The following is a 19,145-nucleotide window of genomic DNA, read 5'->3' as shown; positions in this document are numbered from 1 at the left end:
AATCTTTTACTTTTTTCTTTCTTTATACTCTTTTGGAGTTTCAGGTTTGTGTGTAGTCTATGCCTGATATTTTTTTATCATTCAAACAAAAATAGACTAACGAAGGCAACTCCATTCAGTTTAACACTGTAAAGCAACATATACTTTCTTTAACGGTAAATAAGGCGGATGCAAAATGCACCGCCTTTATTTTTTTCCATTTTTAGCTTTCCACATTCGTTTCGGCCTCAGTTACAGCCGTACCGTTTGTTCCGGTATTTGTGGTGTTATTTTGCAGCTGGGAGGATAATTCTTGAACCTGCTGCTGTTCCTGGCTGTTTTTCGCCTGCTGCTGTGCAGCTTTTAGTCCCTGCTCGATCGCATTTTTCTTGTTTGCCATAATGTGCTCACCTCCTCATTCCACTATCAAGTATTCCTCCCAATCCATAAGAATATCCGTTCATGTATTTTGCGAAAAAAATTCACAAATCCGACAGAGAAACGGGAATGAATGCGCGTCCAATTTATACCGGCCATGTTAAAATTACATCTTGTAAACGAGCCTATTTTGTATGTATTTAACAGGTAACGGGGAGTGGAAAAGCTATATGGAACATCCAGGCGCAATGCCCATTTATACGGCACGGGAAAAGATGAAACAGATGAGCACAGAGGAAGCCGGTCAATACATGAAGAATAAGAAAAATCAACTTCGCCTGATTTTCTGGGAACTAACAGAAGGATGTAATTTAAAATGCGTTCATTGCCGGGCAACGGCTCAACCGCAGCGAAATCCGGACGAGCTCTCGACAGAGGAAGCCTTTCGGATGATTGATGAAATTGCCGGTTTTGCCAATCCAATTATCATTTTAACCGGAGGAGAACCGCTGTACCGGCCGGATATTTTTGAAATTGCCGGTTACGCAACTTCGAAAGGCTTGCGTATCGCCCTTGCCTCCAACGGCACCCTGATTAATGAAGAGATGGCTAAAAAAATTAAAAAGGCCGGTGTGCAGCGCGTCTCGATTAGCCTGGACGGAGCCCGACAGGAAACGCATGACCAATTCCGTGGGATACATGGCGCTTTTCAAACGGCGTTAAACGGCGCCCGCCATCTGGTGAACCAGGGTGTACCCATTCAATTTAATACGACAATCACCACACACAATGTGCAGGAAATCGAACAGGTGATGCAGCTTGCGCTCGATGAAAAAGCGACGGCTCTTCATCTGTTTATGCTGGTGCCGGTAGGATGCGGCGCGCAGCTTTCTGCGACGCAAATGATTCCGGCTGCTGAGTATGAACGGGTGCTTAACTGGTTTTACGATCAGTCTTTAAAAGTTCCGCTGGAATTAAAGGCTACCTGTGCCCCCCACTACTTCCGAATCATGCGCCAGCGCGCCAAAGCGGAAGGAATTCAGGTTACCTCAAAAACGCACGGCATGGCCGCTATGACCAAGGGGTGTCTGGCCGGTACCGGCGTCTGCTTCCTTTCCCATAAGGGAATCGTACAGCCCTGCGGTTATCTGCCTGTTGAAGCGGGAAATATCCGCCGCCAGACCATCCAGGAGATTTGGGAAGGCTCAGAAATTTTCAGCCAATTACGTGATACAGCCAATCTTAAAGGAAAATGCGGCATCTGTGAGTACAGAAATGTTTGCGAGGGCTGCCGTGCCAGAGCCTATGGAATGACGGGCGACCTCCTCGCAGAAGAACCGTTCTGTATTTATCAACCGAAACAGGCGGTAAGCGATTAGTTGACGGATCCTAGTTGACGAACCCTACCAAAATCCGAAAGTTTTCCCTACATTTTCTGGTTATGCCTGAAAAAGAGAAGAGGGGCTGACCCAAAAGGATGCATAAAGTGACCTTTTGGCGACAGCCCCTTTTTTACAGTTATGTCATACCATCAACCGTTTTCGAGCGGAGCGATTCAAAGGCCCCGTGGATGAAATATTCAAGCAGGTCTTGAGGCTTCTCTTCGAAGAAGGCCATGTGAATCTAAAAAAAGAAAAATGGGAAGCATACGTAAAATACGGGATGTATAAAAAAGAACAAACACGTTCGTTTGCATAAATAATAGATTTTTTCTGTTTGAGGATATTGGATAACCTTAACTTGATGGGCATGTAATATCATCTCAAAAAGCTCAAAATGTTTTTACAAAACCGTATATGTCAATAATGAAAGGAAAAGAACGATTAGGAGATCGCTATGGGCGACTGGAAGAAAATCTTGAACCATCTGTTACGCTCCGACCGGCGAAAGTCGGTAAATGCCGAACTGCCAAGCAAGAATCCTCAAACCAAAACATTGCTCTCCGGAGAATTGAATGAAAATCTGCAAATGATACAAGACATTTATGCGGATTGTTCCGACGTCATTTTCCATGACTTTTTGATCGGCGATCAAACAAAAGCCGCGCTTATTTACATCGATGGTCTTGCCAATGTCGAAGAGGTCGACCAACATGTACTAGCGCCGCTTCAGCAGGATTTCGTTCTGGAACATACACTTTCGAACATTCGTCAGAAAATCGCCGTCTCGTCCATAAAACATGTACGAACCGTAGCTGATGCCATCGAAGAAATATCCGGCGGAAATCCCGTTCTGCTTGTGAATCAGGAAAAGCAAGGATTGTCAATTGGATTATCGAAGTGGGAAAAACGCGGAATCGAAGAACCTGTGGCCGAATCGGTATTACGGGGTCCAAGGGAAGGATTCATCGAAACACTGCGGACCAATACTTCTTTGTTGCGGCGGAAATTAAGAAGTCCGAACCTGAAAATCAAATCAATGAACATCGGGACATATTCCAGAACCTCAATCGCAATTGCCTATATCGAGGGAATTGCGGACCCCGGTTTAATTGAGGAAATGACGAATCGGTTACAGCGGATTGAGATCGACGGTGTATTGGAAAGCGCAAATATCGAGGAATTGATTGAAGACAACCCTTATTCCCCTTTCCCTCAACTTCTTTCGACGGAACGTCCTGATGTTGCCAGCGCATATTTGCTGGAAGGTCATGTCGTTGTGTTCGTCGACGGAACCCCCAGTGTGTTGATCGCTCCGGTGACGTTTTTTTCTTTGCTGCAATCACCGGAAGATTACTACGAGCGATACTTTGTCGGTACTGCGATTCGTTGGCTGCGTTACCTTTTTCTTGCCATCTCTTTACTGGGGCCTTCGCTCTATGTCGCCGTTGTTTCGTTTCATCAAGAAATGATTCCGACCACCCTTTTATTAACGATGGCCGAGTCACGAGAACAGGTGCCATTTCCTGCACTTGTGGAGGCCATGCTTATGGAGACCGTGTTTGAAGCGCTGCGCGAGGCCGGAGCCAGACTTCCTAAGCAAGTCGGGTCAGCCGTCAGTATTGTTGGAGCGCTTGTTATTGGTCAAGCAGCGATTGCAGCCGGTATCGCTTCCGCTCCGATGGTCATGGTTGTGGCGATTACGGGGATCGCTTCGTTTATGGCGCCCCGGTTCACCGTGGGAATTGCCGTAAGGCTCCTTCGCTTCCCTATGATAATCCTTGCGGGCTTCCTGGGATTTCTCGGCTTGATGCTGGGGATAATTTTGATTTTGAATCATCTCCTCACTCTTCGTTCTTTTGGTGTCCCGTATATGTCTCCATTGGCCCCTATGAAAGGCCGCGACATGAAAGATGTACTTTTGCGGGCTCCACGCTGGGCGATGAACACACGTCCACACTTAACCGGAGAATGGAACCAATATCGTCAGGCCCCCGGACAACAACCAAATCCAACCAAAAGGGATGAGGAAGAATAATCAAAGGGGATTTTTATGTATACAACAAAACGAAAAACCATTCTTGTCCTCTTTTTCCTTTCAATCAATACGCTTTTTCTTTCCGGCTGTTGGGACCGAACGGAAGTGAACGATTTGGCTATCATTACAGCGGCTGGTTTGGATGTAACGGACGATCATAAACTTGAACTGTCTGTAAACATATTTGTTACCAATCCGTCAGGTGGTCAACAGATGGAGGGAATGTCCGGCGGCGGTCGCGGGAAGGGCGGACAATCCATCGTTCGATCAGCGGCAGGGCTGACCATGGCGGATGCGGCATCCAAATTGCAGCAGATGCTTCCTCGCAAAGTGTTTTGGGGGCATGACGATGTTTTCATTTTTGGAGAAAGATTGGCGAAGCAAGGCATTATCGAACCGATGGAATACTTGACTCGGCACCACGCTCCAAGAGAACGCGCAAACGTATTCGTCAGCAAAGGATTGGCGAAAGATGTGCTGCAACTTCAACCCCCTATTGAGCGAAATGTCGCGGAAGTGCTGCGGGAATTGGCCAAGTCCCAAACAGGGCTGAATATCACGATAAAAGAGTTGGCGCAAATGCTGGCCGGTAAAGCCAATGCGGCTGTCATACCTTGGGTGGAAATCAAACAAGCACAAGATGCTCAAAAAGCAATTCCGTTTATTAATGGAACAGCGATAGTAAAGAACGGAAAAATGACCGGTCGTGTGAATGATTACACAACCAGAGGGATCATGTGGCTAAGAAACGAAGTAAAAAGTGCCACCGTGACCGTTTCCCCAAAAGGCACTAAAGGATATGTTTCTTTCTATCTGATCAGAAGTCATACGAAATTGATCCCTCATATTAAGGGTAATAATTGGAGGATCGCCGTTAAGATTGAAACTCAGGACGATATCGTCGAAAATACAACGAACCTGAATCTCATGGAACCGGAGCATACGCAAGCGCTGGAAACGGAATTGAGAACCGATATTGAACATCGTGTGAAGAAGGCCCTGACGCAAGCACAGGAAAAGATGAACGCCGACATTTTCAATTTTGCCGATGTTTTTTACCGTAAATATCCGAAAGAGTGGAATCAAGCAAAGGATCGCTGGGACGAGATATTCCCGAAAGTGAAAGTCAAGCTGGAAACAAATCCAAAAGTTACCAGGCCAGGGATGACCGGTAAAAGCTTTATTAAGCCGGAACAGAGGTGATCAAAAAATGAAATGGGCGGAAATCTTGGGGATCACAGTGGTTTTAGTTTTCATGACCATATACGAATGGCCGAAAATGAAGGGGCAAATGAAAAAAGAGAAAATTGCCTTTGCCGCTTTAACCATGTTGGGAGGGGGGCTGGCTTTTCTGCTTGTTTTCTATCCAGAAATGCCGGGTCCCACACAATGGATTGATGCCATTTATAAACCGCTGGGAAAATTTATTTATAAATAAACCGCGGAAAGGAGTTCAAAAAAAGATGATCGAAAAAGGGAAGATTTCTGCATTACAAATGGGAATGATGATGTATTTGGCAATCACCCCTACAGCGATTCTCTCCGCACCAGCGATTACGTACAAATATGCAAAACAAGATCTATGGATTTCGCCGATTTGGGCCTTGAGTGGATTGATTACCGTATTTATCGCATTTCGACTCCATAACATGTATCCGGGCCAAAATATCGTCCAAGTGAGCGAACGAATCGTCGGCCGGGTTCCCGGAAAAATAATCGGGTTAATCATCCTCTTCGTTTATCTATATCTCAATGGTGTTGTCATTCGAGAATACAGCGAATTCTTGGTCGGGGCATTCCTGCAGCGGACCCCGCTCATCGTGGTGTCAAGCAGCATGGTGCTGGTATGTGCATTAGCCGTTCGCGGAGGTGTGGAAATCGTGGGGAGGTTTGCCCAACTTTTCCTACCTGCTATTGTTATTTTTTTTCTACTCATCCTTATTCCGATCATTCCTGATCTGAGCCCATCGAACATGCTTCCGGTCATGGGAGAAGGGATTATGCCTTCTATCGCGGGTGCTGGCGTTCTGCAGACCTGGTTTAGCGAATATATCACCGTATCGTTTCTTCTCCCTTTTGTAACCGATCGCAAAAAAGCGCTGAAAAGCACTTTGATTTCCCTATTTGCAGTGATATTGACGCTGGTTATTTCCAATCTGGAAACACTGCTGCTCTTGGGGGAGATGACGGACAATTATACTTATCCCTTTTTGATCGTTGCGAGGTACATCAGTCTGGCAGAATTTTTCGCCCATCTGGAATCGCTGCACATGGCCATTTGGGTGTTAGGTGCGTTTGTGAAAATCTGCGTATTTTTTTATGTGTCTGTTCTTGGCACCGCCCAATGGATGAACCTGTCCGATTATCGGCCGATCGTGTTTCCGCTCGGTTTTATTTTAATCTTGTTTAACTTTTGGGTAGCGACCAATCTGCAGGAATTAACGCATGCGATTTCTACGTCTGTGACATTTTCTCTATTGACTGTGTTGGTGGTGATTCCGGTGTTACTGTTCTGTATGGCTTGGGTGAAAAAACGATTCGGTAGGATAAGGACAATGAGGTAATTTGCATGTGGCAGTAATTTCGTATAAAAAAACAAGCACTTCGCACCGCTTGTGGTTGTATCGCAAACACCAATTCTTTGTTGTTAACCCAGGGGCCGTTTGCGGCCCTTTTTGTTTGGTTATTATGGTCAACGAAGGTAGAGGTATGTACACTTTGACAAAGGTCATGACGTGCTGCAAGGCAAGCAGAAGGAATCCATTTTACGATTAGCACACTTTTTCTATGATCGCGGTAAGTACATTCGCTTCCCCGGTTTACCTCGCGTCCTCTAAATCCTATAATAGTATTATAATAAACGAGGTTTGAAAAAGGAGATATATACGCATGATAAAGGTAGGAAGAAATGACCCCTGCCCGTGTGGGAGTGGAAAGAAGTATAAACGCTGCTGTCTCGAAAAAGACCAGCAGAATAATGTAATCCGAATCGCTTCTCACAGTGACGAGGAAAACAATTGGCCTCCTTGTGAACAGCACCCGGAACAGATTGACTATGATTCTCTTGTAACTCTAATCGAAGAAGAATTGGATTGGGGTAACTTTCTCTACCAATTGATTGCTAGAAAAATTTTGGACAATATGGTTCAGGAGTATGATCTTGAATCCGTTGTTGCAGGTATTTTACTATGGAATGCCTACTCTTCCGTAATTCAACCCATCATCAGAAAAGTGGGCGTATACCCTGCTGCGGTTGAATATTGTATTGATCAACTTTATGGAAGAGCAGAAGCAACACAGGCCGGGCTGGCTAAAAAATACGGGCTGTCAGCAGGCACCATTTCCCAGCGTGTGAATCAACTGCTGGATTTTGCTGAAGACCTGGCAGAGCATATTGCTTTGACGGATGATGAGGATGACGAAGACCCTTTTCTTCTGCCCCCTCTTCCCCGTTCCATAGGTACAGAAAGGGAAATGCGTACGAAAAAAGCTTTGCAGCTGTCTCCTGATGGTCCGGACGCTTACAACATCCTTGCAGAAACAGCCGACAGCCTGGAAGATATGATTGAATATTACAGGCAGGGAATGCTGGCAGGTGAGCGTAATTTGGGACAAGCCTTTTTTAAAGAAAACAAAGGCCATTTCTGGGGAATGATAGAAACCCGCCCTTATATGCGATCAAAATTAGGATATGCCCAGGGGTTGTCATTTTTAGGCCATTTAAAAGAAGCGGTGCGGGAATATAAAGAACTGTTGGAACTAAACCCTAACGACAACCAGGGTGTCCGCTATGCGTTACTGACCGCTTATATTGAATGGAGAAAATACAGTGAAGCTTTAAAAGTGATAAATACGTATAGTGAGGATCATACCGCGAATTTTAACTATAACCGGATTCTGATAGAATACGGGAAAAATGGAGTTTCCAGTCGGCTTGTTTCACTATTACAAGAGGCTATCCAGCAAAATTCATTTGTAGTCGATTATGTTCTGGGGAAGAAGAGAATTCCTGACGAAATGCCTGAATACATCGGCTTCGGTGACAAGGATGAAGCGGTTGCCTATGTTCAGGACCATATTCACTTATGGCAGAGAGAACCGGTTCTGATGCGCTGGTTGAAGGAACAGGTCAAAGCGAATACACCCGGGAAAAGTAAAAAGTGAATGGCGCAAAAACGCAGCGAGGACGGAAAAAAGCATGAATCACGCACTATCCCTGAAAGATATTAAATTATTATGCGGCGCAGCTGCCTACCAGCGTGGAGAGGCATATTATAAATCGCAGCGGGTAATCCGGGTCAGTTACGACCCGGACGAACTTCGTTATGACGCGATTGTCATGGGCAGCAAACGATACAGCGTCAGAGTTTTTTTTGACGAAGCGGACGGAGTCGAAGCCGAGTGCAACTGCCCTGCCTACAATTCCTATGACACTTGCTGTAAGCATATTGCTGCCGTTTTATTTTACATTTATGCTAACAGTACAGGCATACCCGGACTTGCGCCTGTTAACGCTATCCGTGAGGGGAAAGGCAATGCGTTCCGTGAACCGGTTATCTCAAGCAAAGACGCACAGTTGACGAAGAACATTCTGGCTCTATTTGATAATACGGCTGTTTACCCTGAAGCCGCCGAGCCGCTTAGAGAAAGCAAGCAGTTGGTTGACGTAGAATTCACATGCAAAGCCACCAGCTTTGCCTCGGGAAAAAACACATTTACACTTGAGATGAAAATCGGCGCCAAGCGTTTGTACATCGTCCAGAAAATTAAAGAATTTCTTTCAAAAATTGAGAGTCAGGCTCCCTGTGTATTTACTAAACTCTTTACATTCGATCCGACGGTACATGCTTTTAAAGAAACGGATTGGGCAATCATTCAGCAGTTGATCGAATTGAATCATAATGAATCGGTTTACCGTGACGTGTTAAACCACTATTCCAGTGGCTATAAGCTTTATACGTCGAACAATGAACGGGATATATTGATTCCTCCACTGGCATGGGAGACGATGCTGCCAAAATTATTGCAAGCAACCGTTCGTTTTGAACATAACTCCGAAACGTACGATCACATTGAAGTAACCCAGGGGCAAATTCCCCTTAGCTTTGAATTAAATAAAGCTCCGTCCAATGGATATCAATTCGAGTTTCAAGGGCTGGAAAATGTAACGGTAATGGAGAACTATGGGTACGTCATTGTCGGCGGGGACTTATGGAAATCAGACCAGACACAAATAAAAAGACTCGCGGAACTGAAAAAGATGTTTCAATTTTCGTCCCGCAGGCAGGTATGGGTGGCACCCGATCAAATCGAACCCTTTATGGAGAAGGTCGTCCCGGGGCTAAAAAAACTTGGCACCGTGAATATCGCTGCGCAGATTTCCGATCGAATCGTAAGCCCTCCTTTACTGGCCAGGCTTTATCTGAATCGGGACGACGATCGGCTGCTGGCCAGGCTGGAGTATGTATACGGTGATATCGTTATTGAACCGATGCGCTCAAACACCGGGAATTATGATCGGTCAGACCGCATCCTCATCCGGGATGTGGAGCAGGAAAACCGGATCATGAACCTCTTTGAAAATTCTGCTTTCAAAATTAACACAAACGAACTTTACATGGATGAAGAAGAATCGATTTATAACTTTTTATACCATGTCCTGCCTGAATTTGAGAAACTTGCCGACGTTTATGTAACCCCATCAGTCAAGTCGCTGATGCACAGGACGATCCACCAGCCGAAAGCATCAGTGGATGTTGACACGAAAACGGAGTGGTTGGAAGTCAACTTCGACATGGAAGGCATCGACGAACAGGACATTCGCAACATTCTCGGATCGGTTGTAGAGAAACAGAAATATTACCGGTTGCCAAACGGTTCATTTTTATCATTAGAGGAAGACGGGTTTCAGGAAATTGCTCTGCTTATGGAAAGAATGGGCATCCGAACCTCTGAAATCAAGGGCAAGCGCATCGAACTGCCAGTCGTTCGTGGATTTTCCCTGATCGATGCAAATGAAAAAAACCGTAACATCAAATTTGGAAAATCGCTGCGCCAGCTGCTCGACAATTTGCGAAACCCGGACAACCTGGACTTCACCGTTCCGGAAACGCTGATCCCCGTGCTGCGAGACTATCAAAAATTTGGCTTTCAATGGATGAAGACTCTCGCCTACTACCGCTTCGGGGGCATTCTGGCGGATGATATGGGACTTGGCAAAACACTGCAAAGCATTGCTTTTATTCTGTCGGAGCGGCAAGAGAACAAGCAGGTTGGACTGCCGGTCTTGATCGTATCCCCCGCTTCATTAATTTATAACTGGAAAAACGAATTGAAAAAATTCGCGCCTGAGTTGAAAACAGCCGTCGTAGCGGGCGATAAGCAGGAGCGCAGTCAGGTTTTAGGCGGCGCCTCGGACGCAGATGTTTTGATTACATCCTATCCTTTGCTCCGCAGAGACCAGGAACTATATGCGGATCAACGCTTCCATATCCTGATTCTCGACGAAGCCCAGGCAATTAAAAACCATGCGACACAGACAGCGCAATCCGTTAAATTAATCCAGGCCCGGCATCGTTTTGCCCTGACTGGAACACCGGTGGAAAATAGGTTGGAGGAACTCTGGTCCATCTTCAATGCGATATTCCCGGAACTTTTCTCCGGCAAAAAGGCATTTTCTGAACTTACGAGTGAACAAATTGCGATACGGCTGCGCCCCTTTATCCTGCGTCGGCTGAAAACTGATGTGCTGAAGGAGCTGCCGGATAAAATTGAAACCATTCGATCGTCCGAACTCTCAAAGGAACAGAAAGCACTATACGTGGGATATCTGTCGAGACTGCAGCAAGAAACCGTTCAACAACTTCAAGTGGATAGCTTCCAAAAAACCCGGATGAAAATTCTCGCTGGGCTAACGCGGCTGCGCCAGCTATGCTGCCACCCGGCGTTGTTTGTGGACAATTACAACGGCGGCTCCGGAAAACTGGAGCAGCTTATGGAACTTGTCGATGAATGTCTTAGCAGCGGCAAACGAATGCTGATCTTTTCTCAGTTTACAGAAATGCTGGGGATCATCCGTCAAGAACTCGCACAAAGCGGTTTATCCTGTTTTTATCTGGACGGTAAAACACCTTCCATGGAGAGGGTGGAGCTTTGCCGGCGGTTTAACGAAGGGGAGGAAAACATCTTTCTCATTTCCTTAAAAGCAGGTGGAACCGGACTGAATTTGACCGGAGCGGACACCGTTATTCTCTATGATCTGTGGTGGAATCCCGCAGTTGAACAGCAGGCCGCAGACCGAGCCCACCGCATCGGGCAAAAAAACGTAGTCCAGGTGTTCCGGCTGGTCACAGAGGGCACGATTGAAGAGAAAATGTACGAACTGCAGCAAAGAAAGAGGGACTTGATCGACCAGGTGATTCAACCCGGCGAACAAACCCTGTCCGCTTTGACAGAGGAAGAAATACGCGAACTACTGATGATTGGTTCATGAGAGGGTGCTGAGGGCCCTCTCATTTTTTTCCGAATAAGAAACATCGAATTTTTCTAAACTTCTCGGACGATCCGATGATCCCTCGCTTCAATTATACCCCTTGAACATAACGTCGCCTGTCGTTAGTTTTCATGCATATTCACAGTTGAAACAAGAATATTCGTGACCAATCATATGACTGTTATCACATCGACCGGTCCAGCTACAAGTGGGAAAAAGAGTACGACAAACGAACAGCAGTGGAACGTGTCAACAGTCGACATGGACTATGAATATACAAAAAACCCAATTCTGAGTTCAATAAGAGAAATCGAGGTTTGTGGAATTAAGAGAGATGCTTGAAAAGGAAAGTAATTCCATATTTACGCTAAAATATGGTATATTATCTTACAACGGAATAGGCTCTCATGGGTGGTTTAGGCTTACTCCCTCGAAAGGGGGTGAGCTAAATATGACAACATTTCAGGCGTTGGTGTTAATTAATAGTAGCATAGCTACCATACTGTCCCTACTCTCCCTGATTGTTGTTTTAATCAATACAAAAAAATAAGCCCCCATGAGTTTTAGCCGACTTTGGGAGCTTATTTTCCTTTTGTTCGGATAGCCTATCCCCTATGAAGGGCGACCGTTGCTTGATCGGAGATGCTACCAACAAACATCTTCGGTCTATCTTATTATTATCCATTATACACCAGTTATACCCACAAAATCAAACAGACTGTTTTGCGTAGCTGTTAATTAACACCACTTCCATTTCTGCCAATTCCTCATGCCGCCTGTGTATATCTGGATTGAGATCCTAACAATAATGGGATCATTAGAATATAAGACTAGAAAAGGTATTAATCCACCTTCACGATCCCCACAACTTTACTTTTCGGAATGGTAGGATCGTGTTGAACGACAAATGCTTTCGTAAACCGGTTCAAATACGTTTCTTCATGCGACTTCGGAGTTAAAATAATCAGTTTTCGTTTTAGTTCTTGTACATACAAATCAAACACTTTTACTTTACGGTGTTCGTCGAGAGCGCTGTCAAATTCATCAAGAACAATGAATCCCGGTGCGGTTTGAAGATTCTGCAACAGTGCCAGGGCAAATAGGAGCGAGCTGAGCGACTCTTCACCGCCGGACACACCTTTTCCGACTTTTCCGCCACGTGCTTTTATACTGACATCTTCCATAGAACCGCGGTGGCCTTCTTTGCGGGCTTTAATATACAAGGTAAAATGGGTTCGCTGGCGCCGATCTTCGTACGATTCCCAGCTAATATCCCCTTCAAATTGAAAATCGCTCATATAAGACTTAAACCGCTGCTGTAACTCGAGGACACGCATGTTAATCGTCGTTTCCAGCTTATCTTTCAGTTGTTCCGTGCGTTCCCTATCTTGTTCCAGCAGAATGGTTGTCCGTTTATATTCGTCCTCAAGGCGTTCATATTCCTGTTTAACGGTCTCGTAATTTTCCGGTGCGGCCGGGTCAATGTCATGCTCAGTCCTGGCCTGGTGCAACATCACCCGGCCATTTTCACGATCTCTCTTCAACTGATTGACCGAAGTCGTTTTTTCTAAAGAAACACTCACTACAGAAGCATTCGCTGCAGAAACATTCGCTACGACTTCGGAATAAATGTCAGGGATGATGTTCTGCAAGTCGGCCAATTCTTTAATCACTTGCACAAGTTCTTCCTTTGTTGTTTCGATTTGGTCCATATAGTTGTCCTTCTGTCTTATTTTAGAGGAAAGGTCATATTCACCATCTTCCAGCACATTCACTACATTTCTGATGTCCCGCTCGGTCCGGCTGATATTCCGTTCCAGTCGGTCGAGTTCTTCCTCAAGGGATGAAAGCTTACTTTTGTGTTCTCTTAAATGGTCTTTTTGCAGCGCCAACTGCTTCCGCTGCTCGTTCAATTCTTCATATTTATCTTTCATCTTACCAAGCTCTTCGTATACAGCCTCTTCTTCGCGCAATTCTTTTTCAAAGCTTTCTTGCTCAACTTGCAGACGCATGAATCGGTCTTTTTCTGTTTCCAACTGTTTTATTTCATGTTTGATTTTTTCCTCGTTGGCCATTTCTTCTTCCAATTTCTTTTTCCGAAGCACCCGCTCATGTTCATTCGTCATGAACGCTTCCGATTCCCGAACTTGATGAATAATACTATTCAGCTCCTGTAAGGTCTTTGTATCCGCCTGGATCTGCCGGTCTAATTCGGAAAGTCCCTGAGCGAGCATGTCGATTTGCTGCACCACGTCCTGTTTCCGGGCCCTTAATGCCTTTACACTCAAAATAAACCTGTCTTTTTCTTGCGGCCCGCGAATGCCGATCGGATCGATTAATGTTCCATTTTTAATGGAAAAGACCCCGCCTTTGAAAAATTGTTCTACCCACCAGAGTGCTTTGATCGCGTGGGCGAGTTCTTCTTCACGAAGCCCTTCCTTCACCCGTAAATGAAGGGCCTGCAATGTCGTAATCGACCGGTCCGGAACGACCTTCATCAGAGGGACATGGTACAAATCGTTCGGTGGATTCACATATGTTCCGTTAAAAAAGATCGTATATTTGATCGCATTAAACAACTGTTCATCTCTTAACCGGGCTGTCTCGTCAAGCTCAATTAATTCACGGAGAGGATAGGCTTTTATTTGTTGTGAACGGAAAAATTTCATCGACTCGACTTGACGGGCCGACCAATCACGCTCTTCTTCAAGCAAAACGAGTTCTTCTTTTAACTCTTGCCATTTACGGGACAAATTACTTTTTGCATCTTTATTCTCTGCGATTCTTTCATCAAGTGTATTGATCTTTTCTTGCACAGCATGGCTACTTTTATATTGGCGCAATCTTTCAAGATGGTCCGCTTCTAATTTTTTATCAGCTGCCACTTTCTCGTTGATTCCCGCAATGAGTTTTACTTTTTCCTGCCAGGCTTCGTTTCGCCCATCCAATAAAGATTGGGTGCGTTCAAATTCACCGTTCGTTTTCACCTGTTCATCCAAAAGCTTGTGCAGCTCAGCTTTAACTTCTTCCTCTGTTCTTGTCAGTTGATTTTTTCTTAACGTAATCGTCTCTAATTCTTTCTCAAGTACTTCAATCCGTGTTTCGATATGCTCGATACATCGGCTGATGTTTTCCATATTCCGTTGTTCCTCTTCAATCTGTGCACCCAGTTGTTCCTGCTTACTCTTCAGTGTTTCTACTAATTCCTCTGATTTCTCTTTTAGCCCCTTTTTTAACGCCAGCTCGTCTTTTGCCTCTTCAATTTCCTCTGCCAGCTGCTCCACAATGTCTTCTATTCTCTCTTTTTCCTTTTTAAAGTGAACCTCTAACCGCAGCAAAGATTCAATATAAAGTTCTCCCCCTTCATGCAGCCGTTTTTGATTATCCAAAAAGCGGTCTAATGCCGCCTTTTTCATTGATAGCTCCGATTTCATGTATTTCACGTTCGATTCGGCAACCCGGAGTGTTTCTTGTGTGTCTTTCATTTTTTCTATGCTTTCTTCCCAGTCTCGCTGGACTTTGTCAATGCCGTGCATTTCACTGAAAATGCGGAAACGTTCCTCCGGGTGCATGACCGCAAACTGATTCACTTCTTGCTGATACCAAATCAGATAGAAAAGGTCCGGATCAATTTTGTATTTATACTGTAAATCTTTTTTGTAAGCGGAAAAATTGTAATAGCGATCGCCTGACGTATACGTGACCGTCTCTTCCCATTGATCGATTTGTTCACCGGTTGAAATCGAAAACTCTTTTTTCAGCGGTTGCCCGGGATCCTGGACCATGTTTAATGTAAACTCAATAAACGCCGGAGCATCAATTTTCATCAACCCGTCATTCTTAAAAAGAAATGAGATTCTTGCTTTCCACGTTTGATCCGCCGGTAAATTGCGGGATCTTAAGCCCTCGACATCCACTTTTGCGGAATATAAGACAGCCCCCATGCAAAATGTAATGGTCGATTTCCCGGCCCCATTTGGTCCGGTGATCATCACATGGTTGTCGATTCCGGACAAATCTAATAAGGTAGGGGGATAATCGCGAATCCCTGAGAAAGTAAGCCTCCACGGAATCATTCGTTTTCCCCTTTCTGATAAAGGTTATAACGCCTGAAAAATTTCAAAACCTCTTCTTTATTTAATTGATTCGATTGGCTGAATTCCGTTGCACGCCGCAAAAAAGAATCCGAAAACATATGAACGCCAATGGCCGTCAACCGGTAGGCTTTTTCTGGTGAATTTGTATCATATTCTTCAATGGCACCAATTTTTTTGAGCGGGTCGATGTTCATTAAAATGCGTTGATTGGCTTTCGTCGTTTCGTGTCCAAACGCATTCAGCAGTTGTTCAAAAAGGGTAAATTCGTGCTGCAATACTTCCTGCTGATAAAACATGTACAAAAGAATCGAAAGACTTTCTTTGGTTAACGTGTTGCGGGCGGCCCGTGCCGGCACTCTCATTAACGCGATGACCTGATCGCGCCGTTCATCATAAATCACTTGAAAATAGCGGCTAACCGCTTGATTGATCCGCGTTAAGAAAGAGTAAAATTTCTCATCATTGGCCTGGATATGAAGCTGTTTTTCCACCTCTTTTCTGGAAAGGCCAAAGTTTCCTGACCGTATGGAAGCAGAGGACGAGAAAAGAATGTTCATAAACGTTACCTCCTCTTCCTCTGATAAGATGCCTTTTAGTGACTGCATCACATTTAATGGATTGACATTGACCTCTTCGTTTTGCGGGTCCCCCATAGGATCCTGCTTACTTGCATCCTGCTTACTCGCTTCGGTTCGTTCGTTTCCGGATGATACTGGATCGATCTTCACGATTCATCCACTCCCATTTTCTTTCGTATGCCGGTATTTCCTTTCTCTGTTCCGGCTTTGTTATCGTAATTTTTTTATTGCCGACCAAGGCGGAGATGGCCGTGAGTGCATTGACGGCATCACTCCACTGAGCCGAAGTGGCTTCAATAACGACTTGTTCCATTGGCGCTTCTTCATGCTTGTCTAAAAATGATTCAATCGCTTCCGTTTCAATCATCGCTTTCGTCAGCAGCCAGTTCGATTCACCCAGCAATTCTTCCATTTTATCTTGAGAAATTTCCTCTGATGAATAAACGATTTCCTCTTCCGTTTCATCAATGGGGTCAATCAATGGCTCATACGTTTCCAGATAGTGTACGGCTTCCTCTATTGCAGCCGCGGAAAGAGGGGCGGCAAATTTAACCGGAATCCATAACCCATCAACTGCCTCCTCTTCGTACCGGCCCTGTTCCATAAAACTTAATAATTGATAAGCATTCGGGACATCAGAATCAAGAGGCGGATCAAACATCTGAATGATAAACTCGCGGACTTTTTCCGGCTGAATCGTTGAGGATAAAGGGGTTTTCTGCATATGAGTAAACTTCAAATACTTATTGATCATCCCAAGACTTACATTCGTTCCTTCTGCCAGAACGGCGGTTCCTTTTTGCATGAGATCGGTAAGAATTAAACTGTCTTCTAGCGTTTGAAACTGCCGAAAACGTTCCTGCAATTTCATTTCTAACTCCTGCATTAATTGATGAATCAGTTCGAGCTGCGGCAGCGCATTACGATCCGCCAGCATTTCCAACTCGCGCTCTTTGATTAATTGAATCGCATTTTCAACATTGCGGATCATGCTGGCAATCTTATTTCCGCCGGAAATCCCATGGTCATCGTACGCTTCACTTAATTCGGCATCGCGCCTCGCCTGAAAAAGAGAGCGGCCGATATCATCATGCATATAATAGGCCAGGGAATCGTTGGCCAGTCGAATCAATGCATCCATCATCCGTTTCCCGACATCCCTCATCTTCAACTGGCGCGACTGTTTGGAAATCCAATTGTACTTAATAAGGACGTTGACGATTTGCTCAACTTTCTTTTTAGAGGGCGGTTCCGGGTCGTGATAACGGTTTCGGTAGCGATAATAAACCGTCTCGGCATTTTCAATCGGGTCATCAAGACCGAGCGCTTCTTCATTGATTAATTGAATGATGCGCAGAAAGCGAAGAATTTCAGCCGGTGATTGAAAGGCATTTTGTGAACCTAAATCGCTCAAAACACCCGATAAAGACGCAATATCCCGCATCGACTGCAGAACCTCGGGAGCCGATTCACCGGCTTGAAAAATGGATATTAACGGCCGATCCACTTTTTCCAATCTTCCACACCCCCTACGACTTGTTCCTGTTCCGCTTTTTGATGTTTTAGGAATGCTATCATATAATCCTCGTAGTGCTGCCAGTTTGCGATCACTTCATGGTCATGGGTAATCCATTTAAGGGTAAGGATGGGGATGCCATATGGTGAAGCCGCTTGTGAAATCGCTTGTGAAACAGCTTGTGGAACCGCTTGTGAAATCGCCAAATATAATTCTTTTGCGATTTGCAGACCGTCCGGGTCGTAATCCGTCCAAATGATGACTTGCCGGAGTGAATGATTTTTCAGTGAACTATTTTTTAAGAGCTGGCCAATGCACTGCTTATGCGAGGTTCTGAGATGTCCATCGACACACACGACAAGTGAATTCGTTTTTTTCATAAAGTCTTTTTCGGCAGCCATTCGAGTCAAAACCGCTCGATTTTCCACGAGCCAGAGTGTCGCTGCTGTCGTTGAATAGTCATCTTCAGAAATCGATAAATCGGTCAACGCATGGACAGGGCCAAAATGGTAGGTCGAAAACCGACCGGCAATCTCCCCGGAAAAATAGAGTGGCGTAATCTTGCCCAGACTGGTAAGGCCAAGCAAAGCCGCCGGACATTGCGCCCAATCCTCCAGCCAGGCGATAAACTCTTCTTTGTTCAAATCAAATTCCTTCGACCCTCCTATTTTCTTATAATAACTCGCTCCGATCTCCTTCCAGTCAAAATCCGTTTTTGTAACGCACAACTGTAAGAAAGCTAACACAAAATGAAGGAATTTCAGCCGTTTCTGCATGGGCCACTTTGATGGGAAAAGCGGCGAAACCTCCAGTTCATGAAGGTCTTCCCAATAGGTTTCGTTTATCATGTTTAGCAAAGATTGAACGCCTTTTTGGCGCGTGTGTGACATTTGCTGCTCAGGTTGCTCAATTTGGTCAGGTTGTTTAATTTGCTCAGATTGCTCGGGTTGCTCAGGCTGCTGCTCGGGTTGCTCAGGCTGCTGCTCGGATTGCTCGATTTGCCAGGTGCATTCCAGCAATGCTGCTCTCTTTTTCCAGGTCTGAAACTCTTGCGCGAGCGCGTCTTTCTTTTGCTGAACTTGATCTGCCTGATATTTGTGCAAACGATACCCCATTCGATAATGCATAGAATCGATCGTTTTCTCGTCCTTTTTAAAGCGAACTTCTTTGATAATCCAGCCTTTCTCCAACCACCGCAGTGTGGTCGGATGACGGTCATCCAATTTTACTTTCTTTCTTGGCATAAAATTGATGTTCGTTAATTCCTCGTCGGGAGATTCTTCTTGATTAGTAGAGACGTCAGTAGAGCTAGTAGAGCTGTCAGCAGAGGCATCATTACAGACATTGGAAGCCAATGTGAGCACTCCTACGACCCGATACGTTCGTTCTGTTCGTTTGATGATATTTACATCTATAAAGGGAGACCCGGGATTTGATTTATTGGTTAGCTCAAGCTGTTCGGCACTTTTTAAAATAAATGTTTCTATGTAGGTGATAATAGACGGAGCAAGCATATCCATTCCTCTTTTTTATTTTATTATCTATTATAGTAGCAAAATGGTCGGGTTATGGGGAATGTAAATATTAGAATCGTTATAGGGAGAGAAGTGGGAAGAGGAATGATGTGCCGTGATTGAGGAAATACACGAATACATAGTGGAATCTTATTGATAACAAATGGTTACTAT

General features: G+C 44.9%; 12 protein-coding genes. 7 read left to right on the top strand and 5 right to left on the bottom strand.

What is annotated here, in order from left to right:
* Positions 1 to 202: 202 nt before the first annotated feature.
* Positions 203 to 379 carry a hypothetical protein gene (locus H525_RS27120; RefSeq protein WP_155837185.1) on the bottom strand — a complete coding sequence of 59 codons (177 nt, stop codon included), beginning with the start codon at positions 377 to 379 and terminating at the stop codon, positions 203 to 205.
* Between the two features lie 208 nt (positions 380 to 587).
* On the opposite strand from H525_RS27120, the gene ahbD reads away from it, so the two are divergent.
* The 7 genes from ahbD (at position 588) to H525_RS0107580 (ending at position 11,266) form a co-directional block, all read left to right on the top strand.
* Positions 588 to 1,736 (top strand): heme b synthase, encoded by a 1,149-nt coding sequence (gene ahbD / locus H525_RS0107615; RefSeq protein WP_245590427.1) that lies wholly within the window; start codon positions 588 to 590, stop codon positions 1,734 to 1,736.
* A gap of 457 nt (positions 1,737 to 2,193) precedes the next feature.
* Positions 2,194 to 3,774 (top strand): spore germination protein, encoded by a 1,581-nt coding sequence (locus H525_RS0107605; protein ID WP_081413289.1) that lies wholly within the window; start codon positions 2,194 to 2,196, stop codon positions 3,772 to 3,774.
* A 15-nt stretch (positions 3,775 to 3,789) separates the two neighbouring features.
* Positions 3,790 to 4,977: a Ger(x)C family spore germination protein gene (locus tag H525_RS0107600; RefSeq protein ID WP_027415717.1), complete on the top strand. Its 1,188-nt coding sequence runs from the start codon at positions 3,790 to 3,792 to the stop codon at positions 4,975 to 4,977.
* Between the two features lie 7 nt (positions 4,978 to 4,984).
* Entirely contained in the window at positions 4,985 to 5,212 is a 228-nt protein-coding gene (locus H525_RS0107595; RefSeq protein ID WP_027415716.1) for a hypothetical protein, read from the top strand.
* Between the two features lie 25 nt (positions 5,213 to 5,237).
* Positions 5,238 to 6,338, top strand: a complete 1,101-nt coding sequence (locus tag H525_RS0107590; protein WP_027415715.1) for a GerAB/ArcD/ProY family transporter — start codon at positions 5,238 to 5,240, stop codon at positions 6,336 to 6,338.
* A gap of 325 nt (positions 6,339 to 6,663) precedes the next feature.
* Entirely contained in the window at positions 6,664 to 7,938 is a 1,275-nt protein-coding gene (locus H525_RS25460) for an SEC-C metal-binding domain-containing protein (protein ID WP_051330884.1), read from the top strand.
* Positions 7,939 to 7,972: 34 nt separating this feature from the next.
* The gene (locus tag H525_RS0107580) at positions 7,973 to 11,266 is read left to right on the top strand and encodes a DEAD/DEAH box helicase (RefSeq protein ID WP_027415714.1); all 3,294 of its coding nucleotides are present in this window, start codon (positions 7,973 to 7,975) and stop codon (positions 11,264 to 11,266) included.
* 842 nt (positions 11,267 to 12,108) lie between these two features.
* Here the strand turns inward: H525_RS0107580 and H525_RS0107570 are convergent.
* The 4 genes from H525_RS0107570 to H525_RS28095 are packed head-to-tail and all read right to left on the bottom strand — an operon-like array spanning position 12,109 to position 18,971.
* Positions 12,109 to 15,342, bottom strand: a complete 3,234-nt coding sequence (locus H525_RS0107570) for a coiled-coil domain-containing protein (protein WP_027415712.1) — start codon at positions 15,340 to 15,342, stop codon at positions 12,109 to 12,111.
* Entirely contained in the window at positions 15,339 to 16,016 is a 678-nt protein-coding gene (locus tag H525_RS0107565) for a hypothetical protein (RefSeq protein WP_027415711.1), read from the bottom strand. The genes H525_RS0107570 and H525_RS0107565 overlap by 4 nt, the downstream gene beginning before the upstream one ends.
* A 25-nt stretch (positions 16,017 to 16,041) precedes the next feature.
* Complete coding sequence (locus H525_RS0107560; protein WP_027415710.1) at positions 16,042 to 17,457, bottom strand: hypothetical protein; 1,416 nt, start codon at positions 17,455 to 17,457, stop codon at positions 16,042 to 16,044.
* Positions 17,433 to 18,971 carry a toprim domain-containing protein gene (locus H525_RS28095; RefSeq protein ID WP_051330883.1) on the bottom strand — a complete coding sequence of 513 codons (1,539 nt, stop codon included), beginning with the start codon at positions 18,969 to 18,971 and terminating at the stop codon, positions 17,433 to 17,435. Before H525_RS28095 ends, H525_RS0107560 begins: the two co-directional genes overlap by 25 nt.
* Between the last annotated feature and the right edge of the window lie 174 nt (positions 18,972 to 19,145).

The sequence above is a fragment of the Aneurinibacillus terranovensis DSM 18919 genome (assembly GCF_000430625.1).
Taxonomy (GTDB): domain Bacteria; phylum Bacillota; class Bacilli; order Aneurinibacillales; family Aneurinibacillaceae; genus Aneurinibacillus_B; species Aneurinibacillus_B terranovensis.
Note: the sequence above shows the minus strand (reverse complement) of the source record. Positions and strands in the feature narration are given on the sequence as shown.